The sequence below is a fragment of the Ensifer sp. NM-2 genome, assembly GCF_003024455.1.
In the GTDB taxonomy this organism is placed as follows: domain Bacteria; phylum Pseudomonadota; class Alphaproteobacteria; order Rhizobiales; family Rhizobiaceae; genus Ensifer; species Ensifer canadensis.
This window is the reverse complement of record NZ_PVZR01000006.1, coordinates 41,175-61,849: the sequence shown is the minus strand read 5'-3', so window position 1 is coordinate 61,849 and position 20,675 is coordinate 41,175. Positions and strand designations below refer to the sequence as shown.

The 20,675-nt window shown below is 62.3% G+C and carries 16 protein-coding genes; 13 read left to right on the top strand and 3 right to left on the bottom strand.

Going from position 1 to position 20,675, the window contains the following annotated elements; genetic code table 11:
• Positions 1 to 4: 4 nt before the first annotated feature.
• Complete coding sequence (locus C6558_RS14060) at positions 5 to 835, top strand: ABC transporter permease (protein ID WP_057209943.1); 831 nt, start codon at positions 5 to 7, stop codon at positions 833 to 835.
• Positions 836 to 837: 2 nt separating this feature from the next.
• Complete coding sequence (locus C6558_RS14055; protein WP_057222802.1) at positions 838 to 1,962, top strand: P1 family peptidase; 1,125 nt, start codon at positions 838 to 840, stop codon at positions 1,960 to 1,962.
• Between the two features lie 143 nt (positions 1,963 to 2,105).
• Here the strand turns inward: C6558_RS14055 and C6558_RS14050 are convergent, their stop codons facing one another.
• Positions 2,106 to 3,074, bottom strand: coding sequence for an alpha/beta fold hydrolase (locus tag C6558_RS14050; RefSeq protein WP_057222801.1), 969 nt, complete (start codon positions 3,072 to 3,074; stop codon positions 2,106 to 2,108).
• Between the two features lie 165 nt (positions 3,075 to 3,239).
• Between C6558_RS14050 and C6558_RS14045 the strand changes: the two genes are divergently transcribed.
• Positions 3,240 to 3,659: an Rrf2 family transcriptional regulator gene (locus C6558_RS14045; protein ID WP_107027415.1), complete on the top strand. Its 420-nt coding sequence runs from the start codon at positions 3,240 to 3,242 to the stop codon at positions 3,657 to 3,659.
• A 161-nt stretch (positions 3,660 to 3,820) separates the two neighbouring features.
• Here the strand turns inward: C6558_RS14045 and C6558_RS14040 are convergent, their stop codons facing one another.
• Positions 3,821 to 6,220 (bottom strand): transketolase, encoded by a 2,400-nt coding sequence (locus C6558_RS14040; RefSeq protein WP_057222799.1) that lies wholly within the window; start codon positions 6,218 to 6,220, stop codon positions 3,821 to 3,823.
• A gap of 123 nt (positions 6,221 to 6,343) precedes the next feature.
• On the opposite strand from C6558_RS14040, the gene C6558_RS14035 reads away from it, so the two are divergent.
• Positions 6,344 to 6,835, top strand: coding sequence for an Lrp/AsnC family transcriptional regulator (locus C6558_RS14035; protein ID WP_025429380.1), 492 nt, complete (start codon positions 6,344 to 6,346; stop codon positions 6,833 to 6,835).
• Positions 6,836 to 6,850: 15 nt separating this feature from the next.
• Here C6558_RS14035 and C6558_RS14030 read toward each other — a convergent pair whose 3' ends face one another.
• Positions 6,851 to 7,495, bottom strand: a complete 645-nt coding sequence (locus C6558_RS14030; protein WP_057222798.1) for a TetR/AcrR family transcriptional regulator — start codon at positions 7,493 to 7,495, stop codon at positions 6,851 to 6,853.
• Positions 7,496 to 7,773: 278 nt separating this feature from the next.
• Between C6558_RS14030 and C6558_RS14025 the strand changes: the two genes are divergently transcribed.
• The 9 genes from C6558_RS14025 (at position 7,774) to chrA (ending at position 20,628) form a co-directional block, all read left to right on the top strand.
• Complete coding sequence (locus C6558_RS14025; protein WP_025429382.1) at positions 7,774 to 8,337, top strand: TRAP transporter small permease; 564 nt, start codon at positions 7,774 to 7,776, stop codon at positions 8,335 to 8,337.
• 10 nt (positions 8,338 to 8,347) lie between these two features.
• On the top strand, positions 8,348 to 9,628 hold the full coding sequence (locus tag C6558_RS14020; RefSeq protein ID WP_057222797.1) for a TRAP transporter large permease subunit: 1,281 nt from the start codon (positions 8,348 to 8,350) through the stop codon (positions 9,626 to 9,628).
• A 67-nt stretch (positions 9,629 to 9,695) separates the two neighbouring features.
• The gene (locus tag C6558_RS14015; RefSeq protein ID WP_057222796.1) at positions 9,696 to 10,712 is read left to right on the top strand and encodes a TRAP transporter substrate-binding protein; all 1,017 of its coding nucleotides are present in this window, start codon (positions 9,696 to 9,698) and stop codon (positions 10,710 to 10,712) included.
• Positions 10,713 to 10,773: 61 nt separating this feature from the next.
• Positions 10,774 to 11,634 carry a shikimate dehydrogenase gene (locus tag C6558_RS14010; protein WP_057223367.1) on the top strand — a complete coding sequence of 287 codons (861 nt, stop codon included), beginning with the start codon at positions 10,774 to 10,776 and terminating at the stop codon, positions 11,632 to 11,634.
• 25 nt (positions 11,635 to 11,659) lie between these two features.
• Positions 11,660 to 13,546 (top strand): bifunctional sugar phosphate isomerase/epimerase/4-hydroxyphenylpyruvate dioxygenase family protein, encoded by a 1,887-nt coding sequence (locus C6558_RS14005; RefSeq protein WP_057222795.1) that lies wholly within the window; start codon positions 11,660 to 11,662, stop codon positions 13,544 to 13,546.
• Between the two features lie 300 nt (positions 13,547 to 13,846).
• Positions 13,847 to 14,953 carry an efflux RND transporter periplasmic adaptor subunit gene (locus C6558_RS14000; protein ID WP_025429388.1) on the top strand — a complete coding sequence of 369 codons (1,107 nt, stop codon included), beginning with the start codon at positions 13,847 to 13,849 and terminating at the stop codon, positions 14,951 to 14,953.
• Between the two features lie 2 nt (positions 14,954 to 14,955).
• Entirely contained in the window at positions 14,956 to 18,189 is a 3,234-nt protein-coding gene (locus C6558_RS13995; protein WP_025429389.1) for an efflux RND transporter permease subunit, read from the top strand.
• 209 nt (positions 18,190 to 18,398) lie between these two features.
• Positions 18,399 to 19,220 carry a sulfurtransferase/chromate resistance protein gene (locus C6558_RS13990; protein WP_107027413.1) on the top strand — a complete coding sequence of 274 codons (822 nt, stop codon included), beginning with the start codon at positions 18,399 to 18,401 and terminating at the stop codon, positions 19,218 to 19,220.
• Between the two features lies 1 nt (position 19,221).
• Positions 19,222 to 20,628: a chromate efflux transporter gene (gene chrA, locus C6558_RS13985; RefSeq protein ID WP_025429391.1), complete on the top strand. Its 1,407-nt coding sequence runs from the start codon at positions 19,222 to 19,224 to the stop codon at positions 20,626 to 20,628.
• The last annotated feature ends 47 nt before the right edge of the window (positions 20,629 to 20,675 follow it).

Sequence of the window (20,675 nt, the reverse complement as noted above, 5' to 3'; positions counted from 1 at the left end):
CCCCATGAAGATCGCTCAATCCCTCTTCCGCGGAAGCCTGCTCGCCTACACCGCCCTCTTCTTCGCCTTCATCTACATCCCGCTGGTGGTGATCGCCGTCTATTCGTTCAACGCCAACCCGGTCAACATGATGACCTGGACCGGCTTCACCACCGAATGGTACGCCCAGGTGCTCGGCTTCAAGACGACGATCTCCGAGAACGCGCTCTATATCGAATCGACCGGCCAGCTTATTCAGGCGGTGTGGAACAGCCTCGTCATCGCCACCTCCACGACACTGATCGCCACCGTCTTCGGCACGGCAATCGCAATCGGCCTCTACCGTTTCGACTTTCTCGGCCAGCGCTTCTACCGGGTGATCATGTTCATGCCGATGCTGATGCCCGACATCGTGCTCGGCATCGCGCTTTTGATCTTCTTCGTCAATTCGGGGATCAGCCTCGGCCTGACGACGATCGTCATCGGCCAGTGCACTTTCCTGATTTCCTATGTCTTCATCGTTGTCTCAGCGCGGCTGGCCGGCATGGACAGAACACTCGAAAACGCCTCGGCCGACCTCGGCGCCGACGAATGGACGACCTTTCGACGGGTGGTGCTGCCACAGCTCCTGCCCGGCATCGTCGGCGGCGCGCTGCTCGCCTTCATCATCTCGATGGACGATCTGGTGATCACCTATTTCATCGCCGGCGTCGATGTGACCACGCTGCCGATGTTCATCTTCGCCATGCTTCGACGCGGCATCAAACCGGAGATCAATGCGATCGCGGTGATGATGCTGACCTTCTCCTTCGTCGTCGCCTCTCTCGGCCTCTACCTCCGCTCCCGGCAGAAATGATCATGGACAACAAACGCAAAACCGTCTCTCAAACGCGCGCCCGGGACCTCGGCTTGCCATTCACGGGCCGGACCGGCCCCTTCAACGCCATCACTGACGTCGCGGGGATTGCCGTCGGCTTCCACACTATCTCAGAAGACGTGCCGCGACCGGGCCGCAAGCGCCCGGTCAGAACCGGGGTCACCGCCATCCTGCCGCATGCGGGCTCGGCCGTGCCCGTCCCGGTTTATGCGGGCGTGCATCGCTTCAACGGCAACGGCGAAATGACCGGCACTCATTGGATCGAGGATGGCGGCTTTTTCCTCGGCCCGGTGATGATCACCAACACCCATGCGGTCGGCATGACCCATCACGCCACGATCAAGTGGATGCTGGAGCGCTATGCCTCCACCTATGACAGCGACGATTTTCTCTGGATCATGCCGGTGGTCGCAGAGACCTATGACGGTGTGTTGAACGACATCAACGGCCAGCCCATCGGCGAAGCCGAGGTCCGGGCAGCGCTCGACGCCGCCGGCGGCGGACCTGTTGAGGAGGGGAATTGCGGCGGCGGAACCGGCATGATCGCCTATGGGTTCAAGGGCGGCACCGGCACCGCATCGCGGATCGTCGAGTTTGGCGGGTGTGATTACACGATCGGCACGCTGGTGCAGGCAAACCATGGCCAGCGGGACTGGCTGACAATCTGCGGCGTACCGGTCGGCGAACACATGCGCGACTGCACGCCGCAGAGCCAGATGCAGGAGCGCGGGTCGATCATCGTCGTGATCGCCACCGATCTGCCGATGGCCCCGCATCAGTTGCAACGCCTCGCCCGTCGCGCCTCGATCGGCATCGGCCGCAACGGCACGCCCGGCGGCAACAATTCCGGCGACATCTTCCTGGCGTTTTCGACCGCCAACCCGCAGCCGATGGCGCACCGCGCTCCGCCGCGCCTCGCGCTTGAGATCGTCAATGACGAAATGCTCGATCCGGTCTATCTGGCAACGGTCGACACCGTCGAAGAGGCGGTGGTCAACGCCATGATCGCAGCGGAAGATTCAGGCGGCACCGTCCATGACCGGTTCAAGATCGAAGCCATCAGACATGAACCGCTTCTCGAGGTCATGCGGAAGTACGGGCGCTGATGCGGTTCCCCTGTGTTTCCCCGCCCAGATTGCCGACCAAGGCAGCTTCGATGCCGTGGCTTTTTCGGCGCGCTTCTACCGGCTTAGGTTTTGTCGGCGACGCCGCACTGGCAGACGAGGGTAACGGCTGGCTCTTGGTTCCGTTACAATCCCTGAACGAACCGTATGATGGCAGTGCTGACATCATCGGGCCGCTCCTGCGGCACCCAGTGCCCACAGTCGGGTAGGAAGATGGTATCCACCAGCTTTGGCACCAGTCGCGGCATCTCGGCGATGATCGCGCGCATGCCGGGAATGGCCAATCCGGTATCGCGTTCCCCCATCAGATATACTGCCGGAACGTCGACGAGCTTTCCCTTCAGGCAGGATTGCAGTGCCCAATTCCGATCAAGATTGCGGTAGTAGTTCAGCCCTCCGGAAAAGCCGCTTTGCCGGAAAGCGTGCACGAAATTCTCGAACTCTGAATCGCCGATCCAGTCCGGAAGCTTTGCGGGGACAGGAAGGCTGGCCAGCAAACCGTCGCGTTTCGACACCATGCCGAAGGGATTTGGCGTCTTCTCGTCGTCGCGCGGTCCGGCCTCGCCGGACGCGGCAAACATCAGTTTGCGCAGCGTCAACGCCACATCCCGTTCGAACTCGGCTTCGGCGACACCTGGCTCTTGAAAATAGAGCGCATAGAGCAGTGCATCCGCGGTTTTCGGGAAAATCTGCGTCGGTGGGACCGGCGGTTGCGACATCATCGGCACGCCGATGGCCACGACGCCAGTGAAGCGGTCAGGTCGCAGCAGCGCCGCCTGCCATGCGACGCTCGCGCCCCAGTCATTGCCGACAATGATCGCGTTCTCGACGCCGAGCGTATCGAGCAGCCCGACCATGTCGCCGACGAGATGGAAGAGCGTGTATTGATCGACCTCGTCAGGGCGGCTGCTCTTGCCATAGCCGCGCATATCCGGCGCGATGGCATGAAATCCGGCGGCGGCGAGGGCGGCAACCTGCTGTCGCCACGCATAAGCGGTTTCCGGAAAGCCATGGCACAACAAGACCGTCGGCCCTTCGCCCGCCTCCAGGAAGTTCAAACGAATTCCATTCGCGTCTACGAGGCGCTCCTGCATCTCTTCTCCAAACAGTTCCGCGATCGGGCTTCGAACGAAACGATATCGCTACAGAAATCACAACCCGTGCCCTTGTCCGCTTCATTCCTATGCGCAACACAATATGTTACGAACATCGACAGGTCAATAATTCATAACAAATTAAGTTACACATAGGAGTGGTCGATGCCACAGGACAACCGCCTTTCAAGAATGCTGCATGTGCTCGTTCACATGCATCTGCTCGGCGGCACCGAAACGTCGCAGACGATCGGCTTGATGCTCTCCACCAACCCGGTGGTGGTCCGTCGCACGATGGCGGCACTCAAACGGCATGGTATCGTCGGCTCGGAAGGCGGGCCTGGTGGCGGCTGGCTGCTGACCCGCGGCGCGGAAGAAATATCCGTTCTCGATGTCCACAAGGCGCTCAACGACAAATCCGTCTTTTCGCTGGGGCTGGCCGCCGATCATGCAGGATGCCCCGTTGAGCGGGCCGTCAACGCGCATCTGTCAAAAGCGTTCTTGGCGGCGGAAACGGTGCTCAACGACGAGTTTGGCAAGCTGACTTTGGCGCAGATTACCCGGGAATTTACGGCAGCGCACTAAGCGCGCCCGACGAACCTTGGGGCCTAGAGCGTTTCCGATTTAGACGGAACCGCACAAACGCCGCGCCCCCCCAACCCGGATATGAATATTAGGCCCAGTTAAACAACGCGACAACGTGGCAAAAAGGGGCATGTCGCACGTCCACTCAGCGCGTCACGAGCCTATCCCGCCTGCCTGAACTTGCGTCGATTGCGACCGAGAGCGATCGACTCCGCCGCCTCGATGATCGAGTCCGTATCGATGCCGAAATGCGCATAGAGGTCGGCGATCGTGCCCGTCTGCCCGAAATGCTCGACGCCGAGTGAGACGGACCGGTGGCCATGCACCGATCCAAACCAGCCGAGCGTGGCGGGATGACCATCCGTCACGGTAATGATTTCGCAGGTATCGGATAGCGGCGCCAGCAGCGCCTCGATGTGGCTTTCGGCGCTGTGGTGGCCATGACGACGGGCACGCTGTGCCGCAGTCCAGCCGGCGTTGAGCCGGTCGGCGGACGTCACCGCCAGCACCGCGACATCGCGGTGACGTTCCGCAAGTCGCCCCGCCGCCATCAGCACCTCGGGGGCGACGCAACCTTGATAGGCCAGCACCAGCTGGGTGTTCGGTCGCGGTTCGCGCAGCCAGTAGGCACCGTCGATCACGCCCTGGCGGAAGGCCGCATCCTCGCGGCGCTGCATCTGTTCGAGCGGACGGGTCGTCAACCGAAGATAGACGGAACCACCAGTCGTATCGCGCAGCCAGGTCCGTTCGTCGTGCACGGCATCGCCATCGCGCTGCATATAGTCGAAGGACCAATCCATGATCACAGAGAGTTCGTCGAGATAGGCAGGCTCAAAACTGGCAAGCCCATCCTGGCTCATGCCGATCAGCTGCGAGCCGATCGATTGGTGAGCGCCGCCTTCCGGCGCCAGTGTGACGCCTGACGGCGTGCCGACGATCATGAACCGTGCATCCTGGTAGCAGGCGTAGTTCAACGCATCGAGCCCGCGCGCCACGAACGGATCGTAGACGGTGCCGATCGGAAGCAGGCGTTCACCGAACACCGAATGGGAAAGGCCGGCCGCCCCCAGAAGCAGGAAGAGGTTCATCTCGGCAATCCCGAGCTCGATATGCTGACCGCCGGGACCGAAGGCCCATTTCTGCGCCGAGGGAACCTTCTCGTCGCGGAACGTGTCGGCCTGCATGTCGCGGGCGAAAAGGCCACGCCGGTTGACCCAGGGGCCGAGATTTGTCGAGACGGTCACGTCAGGCGCCATCGTCACGATGCGGGCGGCAAGCGCATCGTCACGCTGCGCCAAAGCATCGAGGATCTTGCCGAACCCCGCCTGGGTGGAAAGTTCGCGGTCATCGAGCAAAACCGGCCCGGCCGATGGCACGGGTTCAGACGTGAACCGCCTTGTGCCCTGGGCAAAGAACGGCACGCTCTTCAAAAAGGTCTTCGCGGCCCCGGCATCGGCGACTGCCGCAAACTCCTCCCATTCCTCGCCGACCCTGACGCCGATCTTCTGCTGGAAGTCCTGCATCTGTGCCTTGGTCATCAGGCCGGCATGGTTGTCCTTGTGCCCCGCCAGCGGCGTTCCCCAGCCCTTGATCGTATAGGCGAGAAAGACCGTCGGGCGATCATGGTCGATACTGGCAAAGGTCTCGGCAAGCGTCTGGATGCAATGGCCGCCGAGATTGCTCATCAACTCTGAAAGCTCGTCATCGCTGCGCGAAGCCAAAAGCTTGCTGACATTCCCCTGATCGCCGATCTCGTCCTGCAGCCGCTTGCGCCAGGCGCCGCCGCCCTGGAAGGTCAAGGCCGAATAGAGCTGGTTGGGGCAACGGTCGATCCAGGCGCGCAGCGTCTCGCCACCGGGTTCCTTGAACGCCGATTGCTGCAAGGCGCCATATTTGACGACCTTCACGTCCCAGCCGAAAGCGGTGAAGATGGCTTCTATTCGCTGCCACAGACCCTCGCGAACGACACCATCGAGGCTCTGACGGTTGTAATCGATCACCCACCAGGTGTTGCGCAGATCGTGCTTCCAGCCCTCCTGCAGGCACTCATAGATATTGCCTTCGTCAAGCTCGGCATCGCCGACGAGCGCGATCATGCGACCGTCGCTGCGCTTTTGCGCCCAGGGCTTCGAGGCGATGTAGTCCTGGATGATCGAGGCGAAGGCCGTGATGCCGACACCGAGGCCGACGGAGCCGGTCGAAAAATCGACATCGTCGACATCCTTGGTGCGGCTGGGGTAGGATTGCGCGCCGCCGAAGCCGCGGAAATTCTGCAGCTTCTCGCGCGTCTGGTTGCCCATCAGGTACTGAATGGCGTGGAAGACAGGCGCGGCATGCGGCTTGACGGCAACGCGATCCTCCGGCCGAAGGATGTGGAAGTACAGCGCCGTCAGGATCGAGGTGATCGAAGCGGAGGACGCCTGGTGCCCGCCGACTTTCACCTCGCCTTTTTCCCGAATGTGATTGGCGTTGTGGATCATCCAGCATGCGTGCCAGAGAACCTGCCGCTCCAGATCCTTCAGGCATTTCAGCGTGGCGGTCGAAAGAATCTGCTCTTCCATGTCGGCTCCTCCCAGAACCCGGAAACGCTACACCCAGCGACGCGAAATATCCGATCTATCTTTGTTGGAATTTTTGCCGATTCCGGCAATACTGACCGCCGAAACGCCATTTTTGGAAATTTCATGCCGAAGAAGACGCCAAGCTTTGACGCCGCGACCATCCGTATTCTCGATCTCTTGCAGCAGAACGCCGAGATCAGCACGGCCGAGCTCGCCGATGCAACCGGACTGTCCGCCTCTCCCTGTTGGCGGCGGGTCAACGAACTCAAGGAGAGTGGGGTCATCAAGGGTTCGGTCGCGCTCGTCGACGCCTTCGCCCTTGGCCTTGCGGTCAACGTGTTCGTGCACGTCTCGCTCAAGCAGCAGGACCGCGCCTCGCTCGATGTCTTCAGCACTGCCATCAAGACCAAGCCGGAGATCGTCGAATGTTACCTGATGACGGGCGAGTCGGATTACATGCTGCGCGTCGTCGTCGAGGATCTGATGAAATATCAGGCGCTCGTCGTCGATTTCCTGACGACAATCCCTGGCGTCTCCAGCATCCGTTCGAGCTTCGCGCTCAGCCAGATCAAATATACGACCGCGTTGCCGACAGAGCACCTGCGCAACGCCTGAACATGCTTTGTCGGGCTATTCCTGAGTTTTGAGGTAGCTCAACACGGCATCGGCGATCAGCCCCTTGTGCCGTTGCATCGTCTCCGGCTCGCAAAGGTCACGGCGGAAGATCGTGCCGAACGTGTAGCGGTTCGAGACACGGAAGAAGCAGAACGCGCTGATCAACATGTGCACGTCGATCGGATCTGCCTTGCGCTGGAACACACCTTCGGCAACACCGCGTTCCAGAATGCCGGCAATGGTTTCAATAACCGAGACGTTGAGATCGCGGATCGCTTCCGAGCGCATCATATGGGCGGCGCGATGGATGTTTTCGATGCTGACCAGCCGCACGAATTCCGGGTTGGCCTGATCGTGGTCGAAGGTGGTTGAAATCAGGGTGCGCAACGCAGCCTCGGGCGCGAGGCTCGACAGTTGCAGATCGGCCTCCAGCGTCCGGATCTTGCGGTAGGACCGCTCGAGTACGGAGAGATAGAGCCCCTCCTTGCTTTCGAAATAGTAGTAGATCATCCGCTTGGAGGTTCGGGTCTTTTCGGCGATCGCGTCGACTCGGGCGCCTGCGAGACCATGGGTCGCGAACTCGTCCGTCGCGACGATGAGGATGTCCTCCTTCGTGCGCTGTGGATCGTTCTTGCGTCCGTTCTCTGCTCGCGCCGCCATGCCCAGTTGCTTCCTCACCCTTGATTTTCAACGAGAAACGGCCGTGGCCGTCACGCATTGGCCGCAGCTCCACTCCGCGTCCTGCCCAAAGTCTTATTGGGCTTGCCGGTTTCTTTCAAGACATGCCGCTTGACATTCGAACTAGTTCGTACATTTTGAAACGGCATCCTGGTCGCTTGGAGGAGAGATCGGCATGCCAGCCTTGCGCACGTGGATGTCCTGATCGATGACGCATGTCACAGACCGCAAGTCGCGGTTGATCGCCTGGGAGGAGCGAAATGGTGAGGATAATCGAATTCTGCTTCCTGATGCTGAAGGTCGCCATCGCGCTTCTACTTGCGGGCATGGTGGTGCTGGTCTTCGGAAATGTCGTGCTGCGTTACGCCTTCAACACGGGCATCACCTATTCCGAAGAACTGTCGCGCATCTTCTTCATCTGGCTGACCTTTCTCGGCGCCGTCATTGCCATGCGGGAACATGCCCATCTCGGCGTCGACTCGCTGCTGCGCCGATTGCCGCCGCTCGGCGCGAAGGTCGCCATTCTCTGCGGTCAGGCACTGATGCTGGGCGCAACATGGCTGATGATCAGCGGAAGTTGGACGCAGACGCTGATCAATCTGCATGTCGCAGCACCGGCGACCGGCATTTCCATGGGCTTCTTCTACGGCGCCGGCCTCGCCTTCGGCATTCCCGCCTTTCTGATCATCCTCTGGGACGCGTTCTGCGTGCTCACGGGTCGCATCGATGTGGCGACGGCCGAGTTCGTGCGTGACAGCGAGGATCAGGCCGTCCTCGACGACCACCCGACTCCTTCGCTCGCCCAACCCATCGCAAAGCCCTGAGGAGACGACGATGACCGTTACGATTTTCCTCGGCGCTCTGCTTGGTCCGATGGCCCTTGGTGTGCCGATTGCCTTCGCGCTGATCGTCAGCGGCGTCGCGCTGATGATGTATCTCGGCCTCTACGACGCCCAGATCGTTGCCCAAAACGTACTGAACGGCGCCGACAGCTTCCCGCTGATGGCTGTGCCCTTCTTCATGCTCGCCGGCGAAGTAATGAACACCGGCGGCCTGTCGCGGCGCATCGTCGATCTTGCCATGGCCTTGGTCGGCCATATCCGCGGCGGGCTCGGCTTCGTCGCCATCTTCGCCGCCTGCATCATGGCGAGCCTCTCCGGCTCGGCCGTCGCCGATGCCGCAGCGCTCGGCGCGCTTCTTTTGCCGATGATGCTGAAATCCGGCCACGACCCGGCCCGTGCCGGGGGTCTGCTCGCCTCGGCCTCGATCATCGGCCCGATCATTCCGCCGTCGATCGGCTTCATCCTCTACGGCGTCGTCGGTGGCGTCTCGATCACAAAGCTGTTCCTTGCCGGCATTTTCCCCGGCCTGATGATTGCAGCTGCCCTCTGCGTGACCTGGCTGATCGTGTCGCGCAAGGAGCAGCATCAGCTGCCGCCACGCCAAAGCGGCGCCATCAGGATGAAGACCTTCATCGACAGTCTCTGGGCGCTCTTCCTACCTGTTATCATCATCGTCGGGTTGAAGTTCGGCGTGTTCACGCCGACGGAAGCCGGCGTCGTCGCCGCCGTCTACTCACTGTTCGTGTCGATGGTGATCTATCGCGAGCTGCCGCCGGCCAAGCTGTTCCACGTTTTCGTGGCAGCGGCGAAGATAACGTCCATCGTGATGTTTCTGGTTGCCTGCTCGGCCGTCTCTGCCTGGCTGATCACGGTTGCCGACGTCCCCGGCGACCTCGCCGCCCTGGTCGAGCCGCTGATGGACAACCAGACGCTCCTGCTTTTGGCGATCATGGTGCTCGTCGTCGTGGTCGGCACCGCCATGGACATGACCCCGACCATCCTGATCATGACGCCCGTGCTGATGCCGATCATCAAGCAGGCGGGCATCGATCCGGTCTATTTCGGCGTGCTGTTCATCATCAACAACTCGATCGGCCTGATCACGCCGCCGGTGGGCACGGTGCTCAACGTCATCTGCGGCGTTTCCAAGCTGAAGATGGAAGACCTCATGAGGGGGGTCATGCCGTTCCTGATCGCCGAGCTGATCGTCCTGTTCCTGCTCGTCTTGTTCCCGCAACTGGTGACCGCGCCGGTCTCCTGGTTTGCGCGATAGGCCCAAAAAAACACATGCAGAGTTCAACCGGCCGGTGGGAGAACCCGGCCAAATCTGGGAGGAAAACATGTTCAACCGACTGATGAAAATGGCGCTCGGGCTCGCCGTGCCGGTAGCGCTGATCGCAGCGAGCCCGGCGCTGGCCGAGATCCGCGAGCACCAGCTCAAGTTCGCCGCCGCCAACAACAAGGGCCATCCCCAGGTGATGGGCATGGAGAAGTTCGCCGAACTGGTGAAGGACAAGAGCGGCGGCAAGATCGAGGTCAAGCTGTTTCCGGGCGGCGTGCTCGGCGGCGACGTGCAGACCGTATCGGCGCTGCAGGGCGGCGTGATCGAAATGACAGTTCTGAACGCCGGCATCCTGGCAAGCAACGTCAAGCAGTTCGGCGCCGTCGATCTCCCCTTCCTGTTCAACAATGGCGAAGAGGCCGACAAGGTGATGGACGGACCCTTCGGCACCGGCCTAGCCGATCTCTTGCCGGATACCGGTCTCGTTGGGCTGGGCTATTGGGAGCTCGGTTTCCGCAATCTCACCAACAATCGCCATGCGGTCACCAAGCTCGAGGACATCAAGGGCCTGAAGATCCGCACGATCCAGTCGCCGATCCCGATCGAGCTCTTCAACAATCTCGGCGCCAATGCCGTGCCGCTGCCCTATACCGAGCTCTATACCGCGCTCGAGACCGGGACGGTCGACGGCCAGGAAAATCCGGCCGCAAACATTCTCAACGCCAAGTTCTATGAGGTGCAGAAGTACATGACGGTGACCCGTCACCAGTACAATCCGCAGATCGTGCTGATCAGCAAGAAATTCTGGGACGGTCTCAACGACGAGGAGAAGGCAGTGTTGCAGACCTCGGCCACCGAGGCCCGCGACTATCAGCGCCAGGTCTCGCGCGAGTTCGACGCCAAAGCGATCGCCGACATCAAGGCGACCGGCATGGAAGTCAGTGAGCTTTCGCCGGAGGAAACCCAGAAGCTGCGCGACGCCGTCAAGCCGATGATCGAGAAGTTCAGCGCCGAAATCGGTCCCGACACTGTCGCAGCCCTGTTCAAGGAGCTTCAGACGCTTCGCGGCCAGTAAGCCTGCCGCCGGCCCGCTTTTATGCGGGTCGGCAACCAACCGATTGATGAAAGCCGTCGAGATGACTGAGACCCTTCTGAAACCGTTGAAAGCCGGATTGATCGGCGCCGGCATTCAAGCCTCGCTCACACCGGCCATGCACATGCGCGAAGGTGCGGCACAGGGCCTTACCTATGAGTACGAGCTGATCGACCTGACGCAGCGCGGCGCGAGCCCGGGCGACCTGCCGCAGTTGCTGCGGGAGGCCGAACAGCGGGGCCTTTGCGGATTGAACATCACGCACCCGTGCAAGCAACTGGTCATTCCCTTTCTCGACGAGCTGTCCGACGAGGCCCGAGATCTCGGTGCTGTGAACACCGTCGTGCTCAAGGCGGGTCGCCGCATCGGCCACAACACCGACTGGTGGGGATTTGCCGAAGGCTTTCGCCGCGGTCTGCCCGGAGTAGCGCTGTCGCACGCGGTGCAACTCGGCGCCGGCGGCGCCGGCGTCGCGACAGCCTACGCGATCCTATCGATGGGGCTAACTTCACTGACGGTGTTCGACCGGGAGATCGAGCGCGCAGAAGCACTGGTATCCAGCATGTCGCCGCTGTTTCCACAAGCACACATTGTTGCCGGCACCGACCTTCCATCCGCTATGAGAGCAGCGGACGGCTTGCTCCATGCTACGCCAACCGGGATGGCGAAATATCCCGGCCTGCCACTTCCAGCCGAACTGCTCGAACCACATCATTGGGTGGCGGAAGTCGTCTATTTCCCGCTGGAAACCGAACTGCTGACTGAGGCCAGGCGGCGCGGCTGCAAGACGCTCGACGGCGGCGGCATGGCGGTGTTTCAGGCGGTCGGCGCCTTTCGTCTGTTTACCGGGCGCGAGCCGGATGCGGCCCGCATGCTTGCCCATTTCAAGGCCCTGACCGCCTGACGACAGGGCATCGAAGGAGACACGCATGAAAACCTCGATCGCGACCGTCTCTCTGAGCGGCGACCTGCGCAGCAAGCTGGAGGCGATAGCAAAGGCCGGCTTCGATGGCGTCGAGATCTTCGAGAACGATTTTCTGGTTTTCGATGAAAGTCCGCGCCAGGTCGGCCAGATGGTGCGCGACCATGGCCTGGAGATTTCTCTGTTCCAGCCGTTCCGCGATTTCGAGGGCATGCCGGAGCCGCTCAGAAGCAGGACGTTCGACCGTGCGGAACGCAAATTCGACCTGATGCAGGAGATGGGAACCGACCTGGTGCTCGTCTGCTCCAATGTCTCTCCCGCCGCACTCGGCGGTCTTGACCGGGCTGCCGCCGATTTTCGCGAACTGGGGGAAAGGGCGGCCAGGCGGGACTTGCGGGTCGGATACGAAGCGCTCGCCTGGGGACGCCACATCAACGACCACCGCGATGCCTGGGAGGTGGTGCGCCGGGCCGATCATGCCAATGTCGGCCTCATCCTCGATAGTTTTCACACGCTGGCGCGCAAGATCGACGTCAACTCGATCCGATCCATACCCAAGGAGAAGATCTTCATCATCCAGCTCGCGGACGCGCCGCTGATCGACATGGACCTGCTCTATTGGAGCCGGCACTTCCGCAACATGCCGGGCGAAGGCGACCTGCCCGTTCTCGAGTTCATGCGAGCTGTCGCGGCCACCGGCTATGACGGCTATCTGTCGCTCGAGATCTTCAACGATCAGTTTCGCGGCGGCTCGGCGACGGCGATCTCGGTCGATGGCCAGCGCTCGCTGCTCTATCTCGGCGACCAGGTCCGGCGGACTGAGCCCGACATTGCCCTCCCCGTTCCCGAAATGCCGGCTCGATCAGGCGTCGAAGGCATTGCCTTCATCGAATTCACCATCGACGAAAGCGAAGCACCGCAATTCGAGGCGCTGATCCGCACACTCGGCTTCCGCAAGGCCGCTCGTCACAAGACGAAAAGCGTCACCGTCTTCCAGCAGGGCGATATCAGGCTGGTGATCAACACGGAAAGCCGCGGCTTTGCCAACTCTTCTTACCTGGTTCACGGCACTTCGGCCTATGCGATGGGCCTGCTCGTCGACGATGCCCGGGCCACGCACCGGCGGGCGCTGGCGCTCGGCGCCGAGACCTTCGCCCAGCCGGTGGACGAGGGCGAGATCGAGATGCCAGCCGTTCACGGGGTCGGCGGCGGCATCGTCTACTTCCTCGATCGCCACAGTGACCTCGGCAGCATATGGGACGTCGAGTTCGATCCGGTCGACGACCTCAGCGCGACCTCGGCCGGGTTGTCATCGATCGACCACATCGCCCAGACGATGCACTACGACGAACTGCTGACGTGGCTGCTCTTCTATACCTCGCTGCTGGAAGCCCATAAGACCCCGCTTGTCGACATCATCGACCCCTCGGGCATCGTGCGCAGCCAGGTGGTAGAGAACGCCGCCGGATCCCTGCGCATCACAATGAATGGCGCCGAGAACCGCAACACGCTTGCCGGTCGTTTCATCGCCGACACGTTCGGCTCGGGTATTCAGCATCTGGCCTTCAAGACGGACGATATCTTCAGGACTGCAGACGTGCTTGCAGAGCGCGGCTTTGTCTCGCTGACGATCTCGCCCAACTATTACGACGACCTCGAAGCCCGTTTCGGGCTCGATCCGCATTTCACCGAGCGGCTGAAGGCGCACAACATCCTCTACGACAAGGACGAGCACGGCGAGTATTTCCAACTCTACAGCCCGACCTTCTCTGGTGGATTCTTCTTCGAGATCGTCGAGCGGCGCGGATACCGCGGCTATGGCGCGGCCAACGCGATCTTCAGGATCGCAGCACTTCGCAAGTTTCTGGAGCCGGCCGGCATGCCTCGCGCATAAGCGTCAGGTATGCGCCGGGCGTGCGCACCGAGAGATGCGTTCGCACTGCAGGGATGCGTCCGCGCCCAGGGGATTGACGTCCCGGTGGATCGCGGCGCCACCTCGTCGATCTTCGGCATCAAACGCCACATGCTGCCAGGCGGCGCTCACGGTTTGCGCATCGCGCTACCGTGCGTCGAAAGCCGACGTAACAGTTACAGAAAGGCGATTTACTCTTCAAAGGAAGAGCTTTCCTGACTAGTGTGCGGTTGAGCAGACCACGTGGGACTGAACCTGGCCTTGTTGCTGAAAGGACCTGGCATGACCGTGCCGAAAGTCGCCTTCTCTGTCTTTTCCTTCCTTCTGGCAATCACATTCAGTTTGTCGCCCGCTCACGCGCAGCAGGCGCCGGCCGTGGTCGTGGCGCCCGCCAGGATCGTCGACCTGCGTGAAAGCGTCGATCTGACGGGCCGCGTCGTTGCGACCCAGAAGGTCGACATCCGCGCACGCGTCGCCGGTTTCCTGGAGGCGGTCGATTTCAAGGAAGGGCAGACGGTAACGGCCGGGACCATGCTCTATCAGGTCGAGGACGGCGCCTATCGGGCGGCGGTACAGGAAATAGAGGGTTCGATCCAGGCGGCCGAGGCCCAGCGCGATCTTGCCGTGCTCGAACGAGACCGTGCCAAGCAGCTGATCACAAGCAATACGATCTCCCAGGCCAAGGTCGATACCGCTAACGCCGAAGTCAAGAAGGCGGAGGCGGAACTCGTACGGCTCAAGGGCAGCAAGCAGAGCGCCGACCTCAACCTCTCCTATACCAGGATTACCGCCCCCTTCGACGGCGTGCTGGGCCTGACGACCGCCGATGTCGGCGCACTGGTCGGCCCGGATACCGGGCCGCTTGTCACGTTGACGCGGCTCGATCCGATCTATGTCGTCTTTCCGGTGTCCACCTCGCTGCTCCTGACCTACCGGGAGCGGGTGCAGAAGGGCGAGATGCCCGGCGGCGCCAATGTCGCGCTGACCTTGCCCAACGGTACCGAATATCCGCTGAAAGGCACCATCGACTTCATCGCCAGCAACGTCGCGCAAGGAACCGACACCGTGACAGTGCGCGCGCAGTTCGACAACCCGAACTCCCTGCTGCTCGACGGCACCCTCGTGCGCGTTATCCTTGAGCAGTCCGACAAGCAGGACGTTCTGGCGGTGCCTGAGCAGGCGGTCCAGCGCGACCAGCAGGGCGCCTTCGTCATGGTGGTCGATGCTGCCTCCAAGGTCGAGCTGCGCCGCATCGACGTTTCCCGCTCCGCTCGCGGCCTCTCCGTGGTGAGCAAGGGGCTCAAAGAAGGCGAAAACGTCATCACCGAAGGTGTCGGCAAGGTCAGACCGGGCATCGTCGTTGACGCGGCAGCGGCGACGGGTGGCTGAGCATGATCTCCGAAATCTTCATCGATCGCCCGCGTTTTGCTGCCGTCATCTCGATCGTCCTCACGCTGGCGGGCCTGATCGCGCTCACCCGGCTGCCGATCGCGCAGTTTCCCGACATCGTGCCGCCACAGGTGAGCGTCACCGCAAGCTACCCCGGCGCCGGCGCCGAGGTGGTCGAAACCACCGTCGCCCAACCGATCGAGAGCAAGATCGTCGGCGTCGACGACATGCTCTACATGAAGTCGACGAGCGGCGCTGACGGTTCCTACACGCTCACCGTCACATTTGCCGTCGGCACGGACCCCGATATCGCCACCGTCAACGTGCAGAACCGCGTGTCGCTTGCCGAGGCCGGGCTACCGGCGGAGGTCAAGCAGACCGGCGTCAGCGTGCGCAAGAAATCATCTGCCCTGATGCAGGTGATCACCATCTACGGCAAGGACGACAGTTTCGATTCGCTGTTTCTGTCCAACTACGCCACGATCAACCTGATGGACACGGTCAAGCGGGTTCCGGGCGTCGGGGATGCCTCGCTGTTCGGCGCCAAAGACTATGCCATGCGCATCGTGCTGGACATCGACCGCCTGACCAATCTCAGTCTGACGCCGACCGATGTGATCAACGCGCTGAAGGCGCAGAACGTCCAGGCGGCAATCGGCCGGATCGGCGCGCAGCCGATGACCGACGATCCGCTGTTTCAGCTCAACCTGCAGACCCAGGGACGTCTGACCGACCCCGCCCAGTTCGAGAACGTGGTCCTGAGGGCCGAGCCGGACGGGTCCTTCGTGCGCATCCGCGATATTGCCAAAGTCGAACTGGGTGCCGCGAGCTCCGACTCGAGCGCCCGCTTCAACGGCAAGCCGGTTGCGATGATCGGCACCTACCAGGCACCGGGAGCCAATGCGCTTGCGGCCGCCGAAGGCGTCAAACAGGCGATGGAGCGCCTTTCCCAGTCGTTTCCTGAGGGACTGACCTATTCCGTCTCCTACGACACGACCCAGTTCGTCGAGGCGAGCGTCGAGAATGTTGTGCATACGCTGCTGGAAGCGTTCGTACTCGTCATCATTGTCGTCTTCCTGTTCCTCGGCAATGTCAGGGCGACATTGATCCCGCTCGTCGCCGTGCCCGTCGCGCTGATCGGCACCTTCGCGATCATCCTTGCCATGGGCTTTTCGCTCAACACGGTGTCGCTGTTGGCGATGGTTCTGGCGATCGGCATCGTCGTCGACGACGCGATCGTGGTGGTCGAGAACATCGAGCGCGTGATGGAGGAGAACCCAGGCATGCAGGCGCCCGAGGCGGCGCGTCTCGCCATGGGCGAGATCACCGGAGCGATCGTTGCCATTACGCTCGTCTTGCTGTCGGTATTCGTTCCCGTCGCATTCATTCCGGGATTGAGCGGGCAACTGTTCCAGCAGTTTGCCGTGGCCGTATCCGTGTCGATGGTGATCTCCGCCATCAATGCGCTGACCTTGAGCCCTGCACTCTGCTCCATCCTGCTCAAGCCGCATCACGGGCCGAAGCGCGGCGTCCTCGGCTGGCTCTCGCGGCGGATCGATAACGGCCGCGATGGCTATGTCCTTGTCGCCGGGCATATCGCCCGTCGGGCGATCCTCGGCATCCTGCTCCTGGCCGTCGCAATCGGCGCCAGCGGCTGGCTTTTCCGTGTCGTGCCGACCGGCTTTCTGCCAAGCGAAGACCAGGGCGCCTACTTCACCGAAATACGGCTGCCGGAGGGCGCGTCCTACAACCGCACGGATGCGGTTGTGCGCGACGTCGAAAAGATGCTCGGCGGCATCGATGGTGTCGCCGACGTCATTACGGTTACCGGCTACAGCTTCCTCGATGGCCTGGCCAAATCGAACAGCGCCTTTGCCATCGTCACGATGAAGCCGTTCGCCGAGCGGACCAGCGCGGCCAGTTCCGTCGATGCGGCGATCGCAACGACCATGGCCAAGGGCACGGCCGTCCGCGGCGCGCAGATCTTCGCGTTCAACCTGCCGCCGATCATGGGCCTCGGCACGGGGTCGGGCTTCGAATACCAGCTGCTCGACCTGCAGGGCCGCCCGCCCGCAGAGCTCGCTGCAACCGCCGGCGGCCTGATCGTCGCCGCCAATCAAAATCCGCTGCTTGGCCCCACCTTCACCACCTATTCCGCAAGCTCGCCGCAGCTCTATCTCGATCTCGATCGGGATCGCCTGCAGGCGCTCGGCGTATCCGTGAGCGACCTTTTCAACACCCTGCAGGGAACGCTCGGGTCCTATTACGTCAACGACTTCAACCTCTTCGGACGAAGCTGGAAGGTCAATCTGCAGGCGGCCGAAGCCGACCGCAGTTCGGTCGACGACATCTCGCGTCTGCACGTCCGCAACGCGTCCGGTGGCATGGTCCCGGTCGCCTCGGTCGCGCGCGTCGAATACGTCATCGGCCCGCAGTCGATCGTGCGGTACAACAACTATCGCTCGATCACGCTCAATGGGCAGCCCGCCCCTGGCGTATCGTCTGGCGAGGCGCTCGCCGCGATGGAAGCCCTGTCGGCAACGACCCTGCCAGCGGGCTACAGCTACGAGTGGACCGGCACAGCCTTGCAGGAGCTTGAAGCGGCGGGACAGACGACGGCTATCCTCGCGCTTGCGGTGCTGTTTGCCTATCTGTTCCTCGTCGCGCTCTACGAAAGCTGGACGATCCCGGTCCCTGTGTTGCTGTCGGTGGCCGTCGGCGTCGCGGGCGCCCTGGTCTCGGTTCTCGTGGCGGGCTTGTCGTTCGACATCTACGCCCAGATCGGCCTCGTCGTGCTGATCGCACTCGCCTCCAAGAACGCGATCCTGATCGTCGAATTCGCCAAATTCCATCGCGAGAAGGGTGCTGGCATCGTCGAGGCCGCGGTCGAAGGCGCACGCGCCCGCTTCCGCGCGGTGATGATGACGAGCTTCGCCTTCATCGTCGGCCTCGTCCCTCTGGTCACGGCGCAAGGGGCAGGCATGCTGAGCCGGCGGGCCGTCGGCACGGGGGTCGCGGGTGGCATGCTTGCGGCCTCGCTGATCGGGATCTTCATCATCCCTGCCCTCTATGTCGTGTTTCAATCGTTGCGCGAGCGCGGCCATCGGCTTGCCGGTCTTTCGACCACAGGCGGGGTGCACGCACCGGCAACGACGAGCGATACCGAGGCCAAGCATGTTTCCGCGGAGGACGACGAACAAGCGCGCCCGGCCACAATCGAGCAAGGCAGTCCCTAGAGGGAGGGCCGGTTCAGCAACAGGCTGAGATAAAGGCGCCTGCACGCGGCCGGATGACACGGCGGTCGTCAATCCCCCCCGGTGCACCGTACAACTGCTTGACAGCCTGCGCGAAACAGCGGAAAAATATCACCATGGGGTCGCGATCACCCCACGAGGCGACAGCCGAAGTATCGCGTCCATTCAACCGCTCAGACGGAGGACGCGTTATGCCGTCACCTCTTGAAATTTCCCCGGACAAACTTGCCCGCCTCATTGGTACTCCCAAATGTCCCGCGCTGATCGATGTCAGGATCGGCGAGGATTTCGATGCCGATCCGCGCTTGATCCCCGGATCGCTCCGGCGCGACTACCGGCTCGTTGAGAACTGGGGCAACGACTTCGCGGGACGATCCGCCGTCATCATCTGCCAGCGCGGCAAGAAGCTGAGCCACGGGGTCGCCGCCTGGCTGCGGCACGCGGGAATTCCGGCCGATGTCCTGGAAGGCGGCTTTGAGGCCTGGGTCGAAACCGGCTATCCGTCCGTGCCCGTCTCTGCCGTGCCGAAACGTCAGACGAACGGACACACGCTCTGGGTCACGCGCGCACGCCCGAAGATCGACCGCATCGCCTGCCCCTGGCTTATTCGGCGCTTCGTCGATCCAAACGCCGTCTTCCTGTTCGTGGCACCCGCCGAAGTCGAAGCCGTCGCGGACCGCTTCGACGCCACGCCCTTTGACATCGACGCCCCGATCCGTTGGAGTCATCGGGGCGACCTCTGCACCTTCGACGTGATGGTCGAAGAATTCGGATTGGCAACGGAGCCGATGTTGCAGCTGGCAACCATCGTGCGGGGCGCAGACACCTCGCGCCTCGATCTCGCCCCAGAGGCCGCCGGCCTGCTTGCGGTTTCGCTCGGGCTCTCCCGCATGTATGCAGACGATCATGAGCAGTTGCAGGCAGGCATGCTGCTCTACGATGCCTTCTACCGCTGGTGCCGCGATGCGACCGGTGAAACGCACAACTGGCCCACGCCGAAAAAGGGTGCATGAAATGACCGATGTCGTTCACACCGCCGACGCCAGCAAGGCGTCGGCGCCCCATGGCCACGGCATCTCGCTTGCGGAAGCGTTCTGGGTCTGGGTTCGGATCGCGGCCCTGAGCTTCGGCGGCCCGGCGGGCCAGATCGCGGTGATGCATCGCATCCTCGTCGACGAGAAACGCTGGATCGGCGAGCACCGTTTCCTGCATGCGCTCAATTACTGCATGTTGTTGCCCGGTCCGGAGGCGCAGCAGCTGGCAATCTACATCGGCTGGCTGATGCATCGCACCGTCGGGGGCCTCATCGCCGGCATATTGTTCGTGCTTCCGGGCTTCCTTGCCATCCTGGCCTTGAGCTACGTCTATGCCGCCTTTGGCAATGTCAGCGTGATCGAAGGACTGTTCTTCGGGTTGAAGGCGGCCGTGCTTGCCGTCGTCGTCCAGGCGGTTTTCCGCATCGGCAGCCGGGCGCTGAAAAACAGGCTGATGATCGGTATCGCGGCGATAGCCTTTGTCGCGATCTTCTTCTTCCGCGTCCCATTCCCGCTGATCATCCTGACGGCCGGCATTGCCGGCTACATCGGCGGACGCCTGGGCTCGCCGCTCTTTCGCATCGGCGGAGGCCACGGCAAAACAACCGGGCCGATCCTCAAGGACGAGGATTCGGCCCTGGGTGAACAAACACCGATCCACGCCCGCCCCAACCTCGCCTGGTCGATGAAGGTGTCCGCGGTGTTTCTCGCCCTATGGCTCGCGCCACTGGCGCTGCTGTTTGCGCTCGTCGGGCCGGACAGTGTCTTCACCGAAATCGGATGGTTCTTCAGCAAGATGGCGGTCGTCACCTTCGGGGGTGCCTATGCTGTGCTCGCCTATGTCGCGCAGGAGGCCGTGCAATATTACGGCTGGCTCAAACCAGGCGAGATGCTCGATGGTCTCGGCATGGCGGAAACAACGCCTGGCCCCCTGATCATGGTCGTCCAGTTCGTCGGCTTCATGGGCGCCTATCGCGACCCCGGCACGCTTTCTCCGATGACGGCAGCGACGCTGGGCGCGCTGCTGACGACGTGGGTGACCTTCGTGCCCTGCTTCCTCTGGATTTTCCTCGGGGCGCCCTTCATCGAGAAGCTGAGGGGCAATGTCGCGCTGACCGGCGCCATGTCGGCCATCACTGCTGCGGTCGTCGGCGTCATCCTCAACCTTGCGGTCTGGTTCGGCCTTCACACGTTGTTTTCGCAGGTCGTCCCGTGGAGCGTCGGCAGCCTTGCGCTCGATGTGCCTGTCCTGAGCTCGCTAGTGCTGCCGTCACTGTTGCTGACGCTTGCGGCGGCGCTGGCGATCTTCCGCTTCAACACCTCGGTGATCGCGACATTGCTGGCCTCGGCGCTCGCCGGCATGATGTGGGTGCTTGTCACTGCATAGGGTCGTGGCGTGGGACACCGTGGAAACCTGTGAGTATGGCCCTCCCG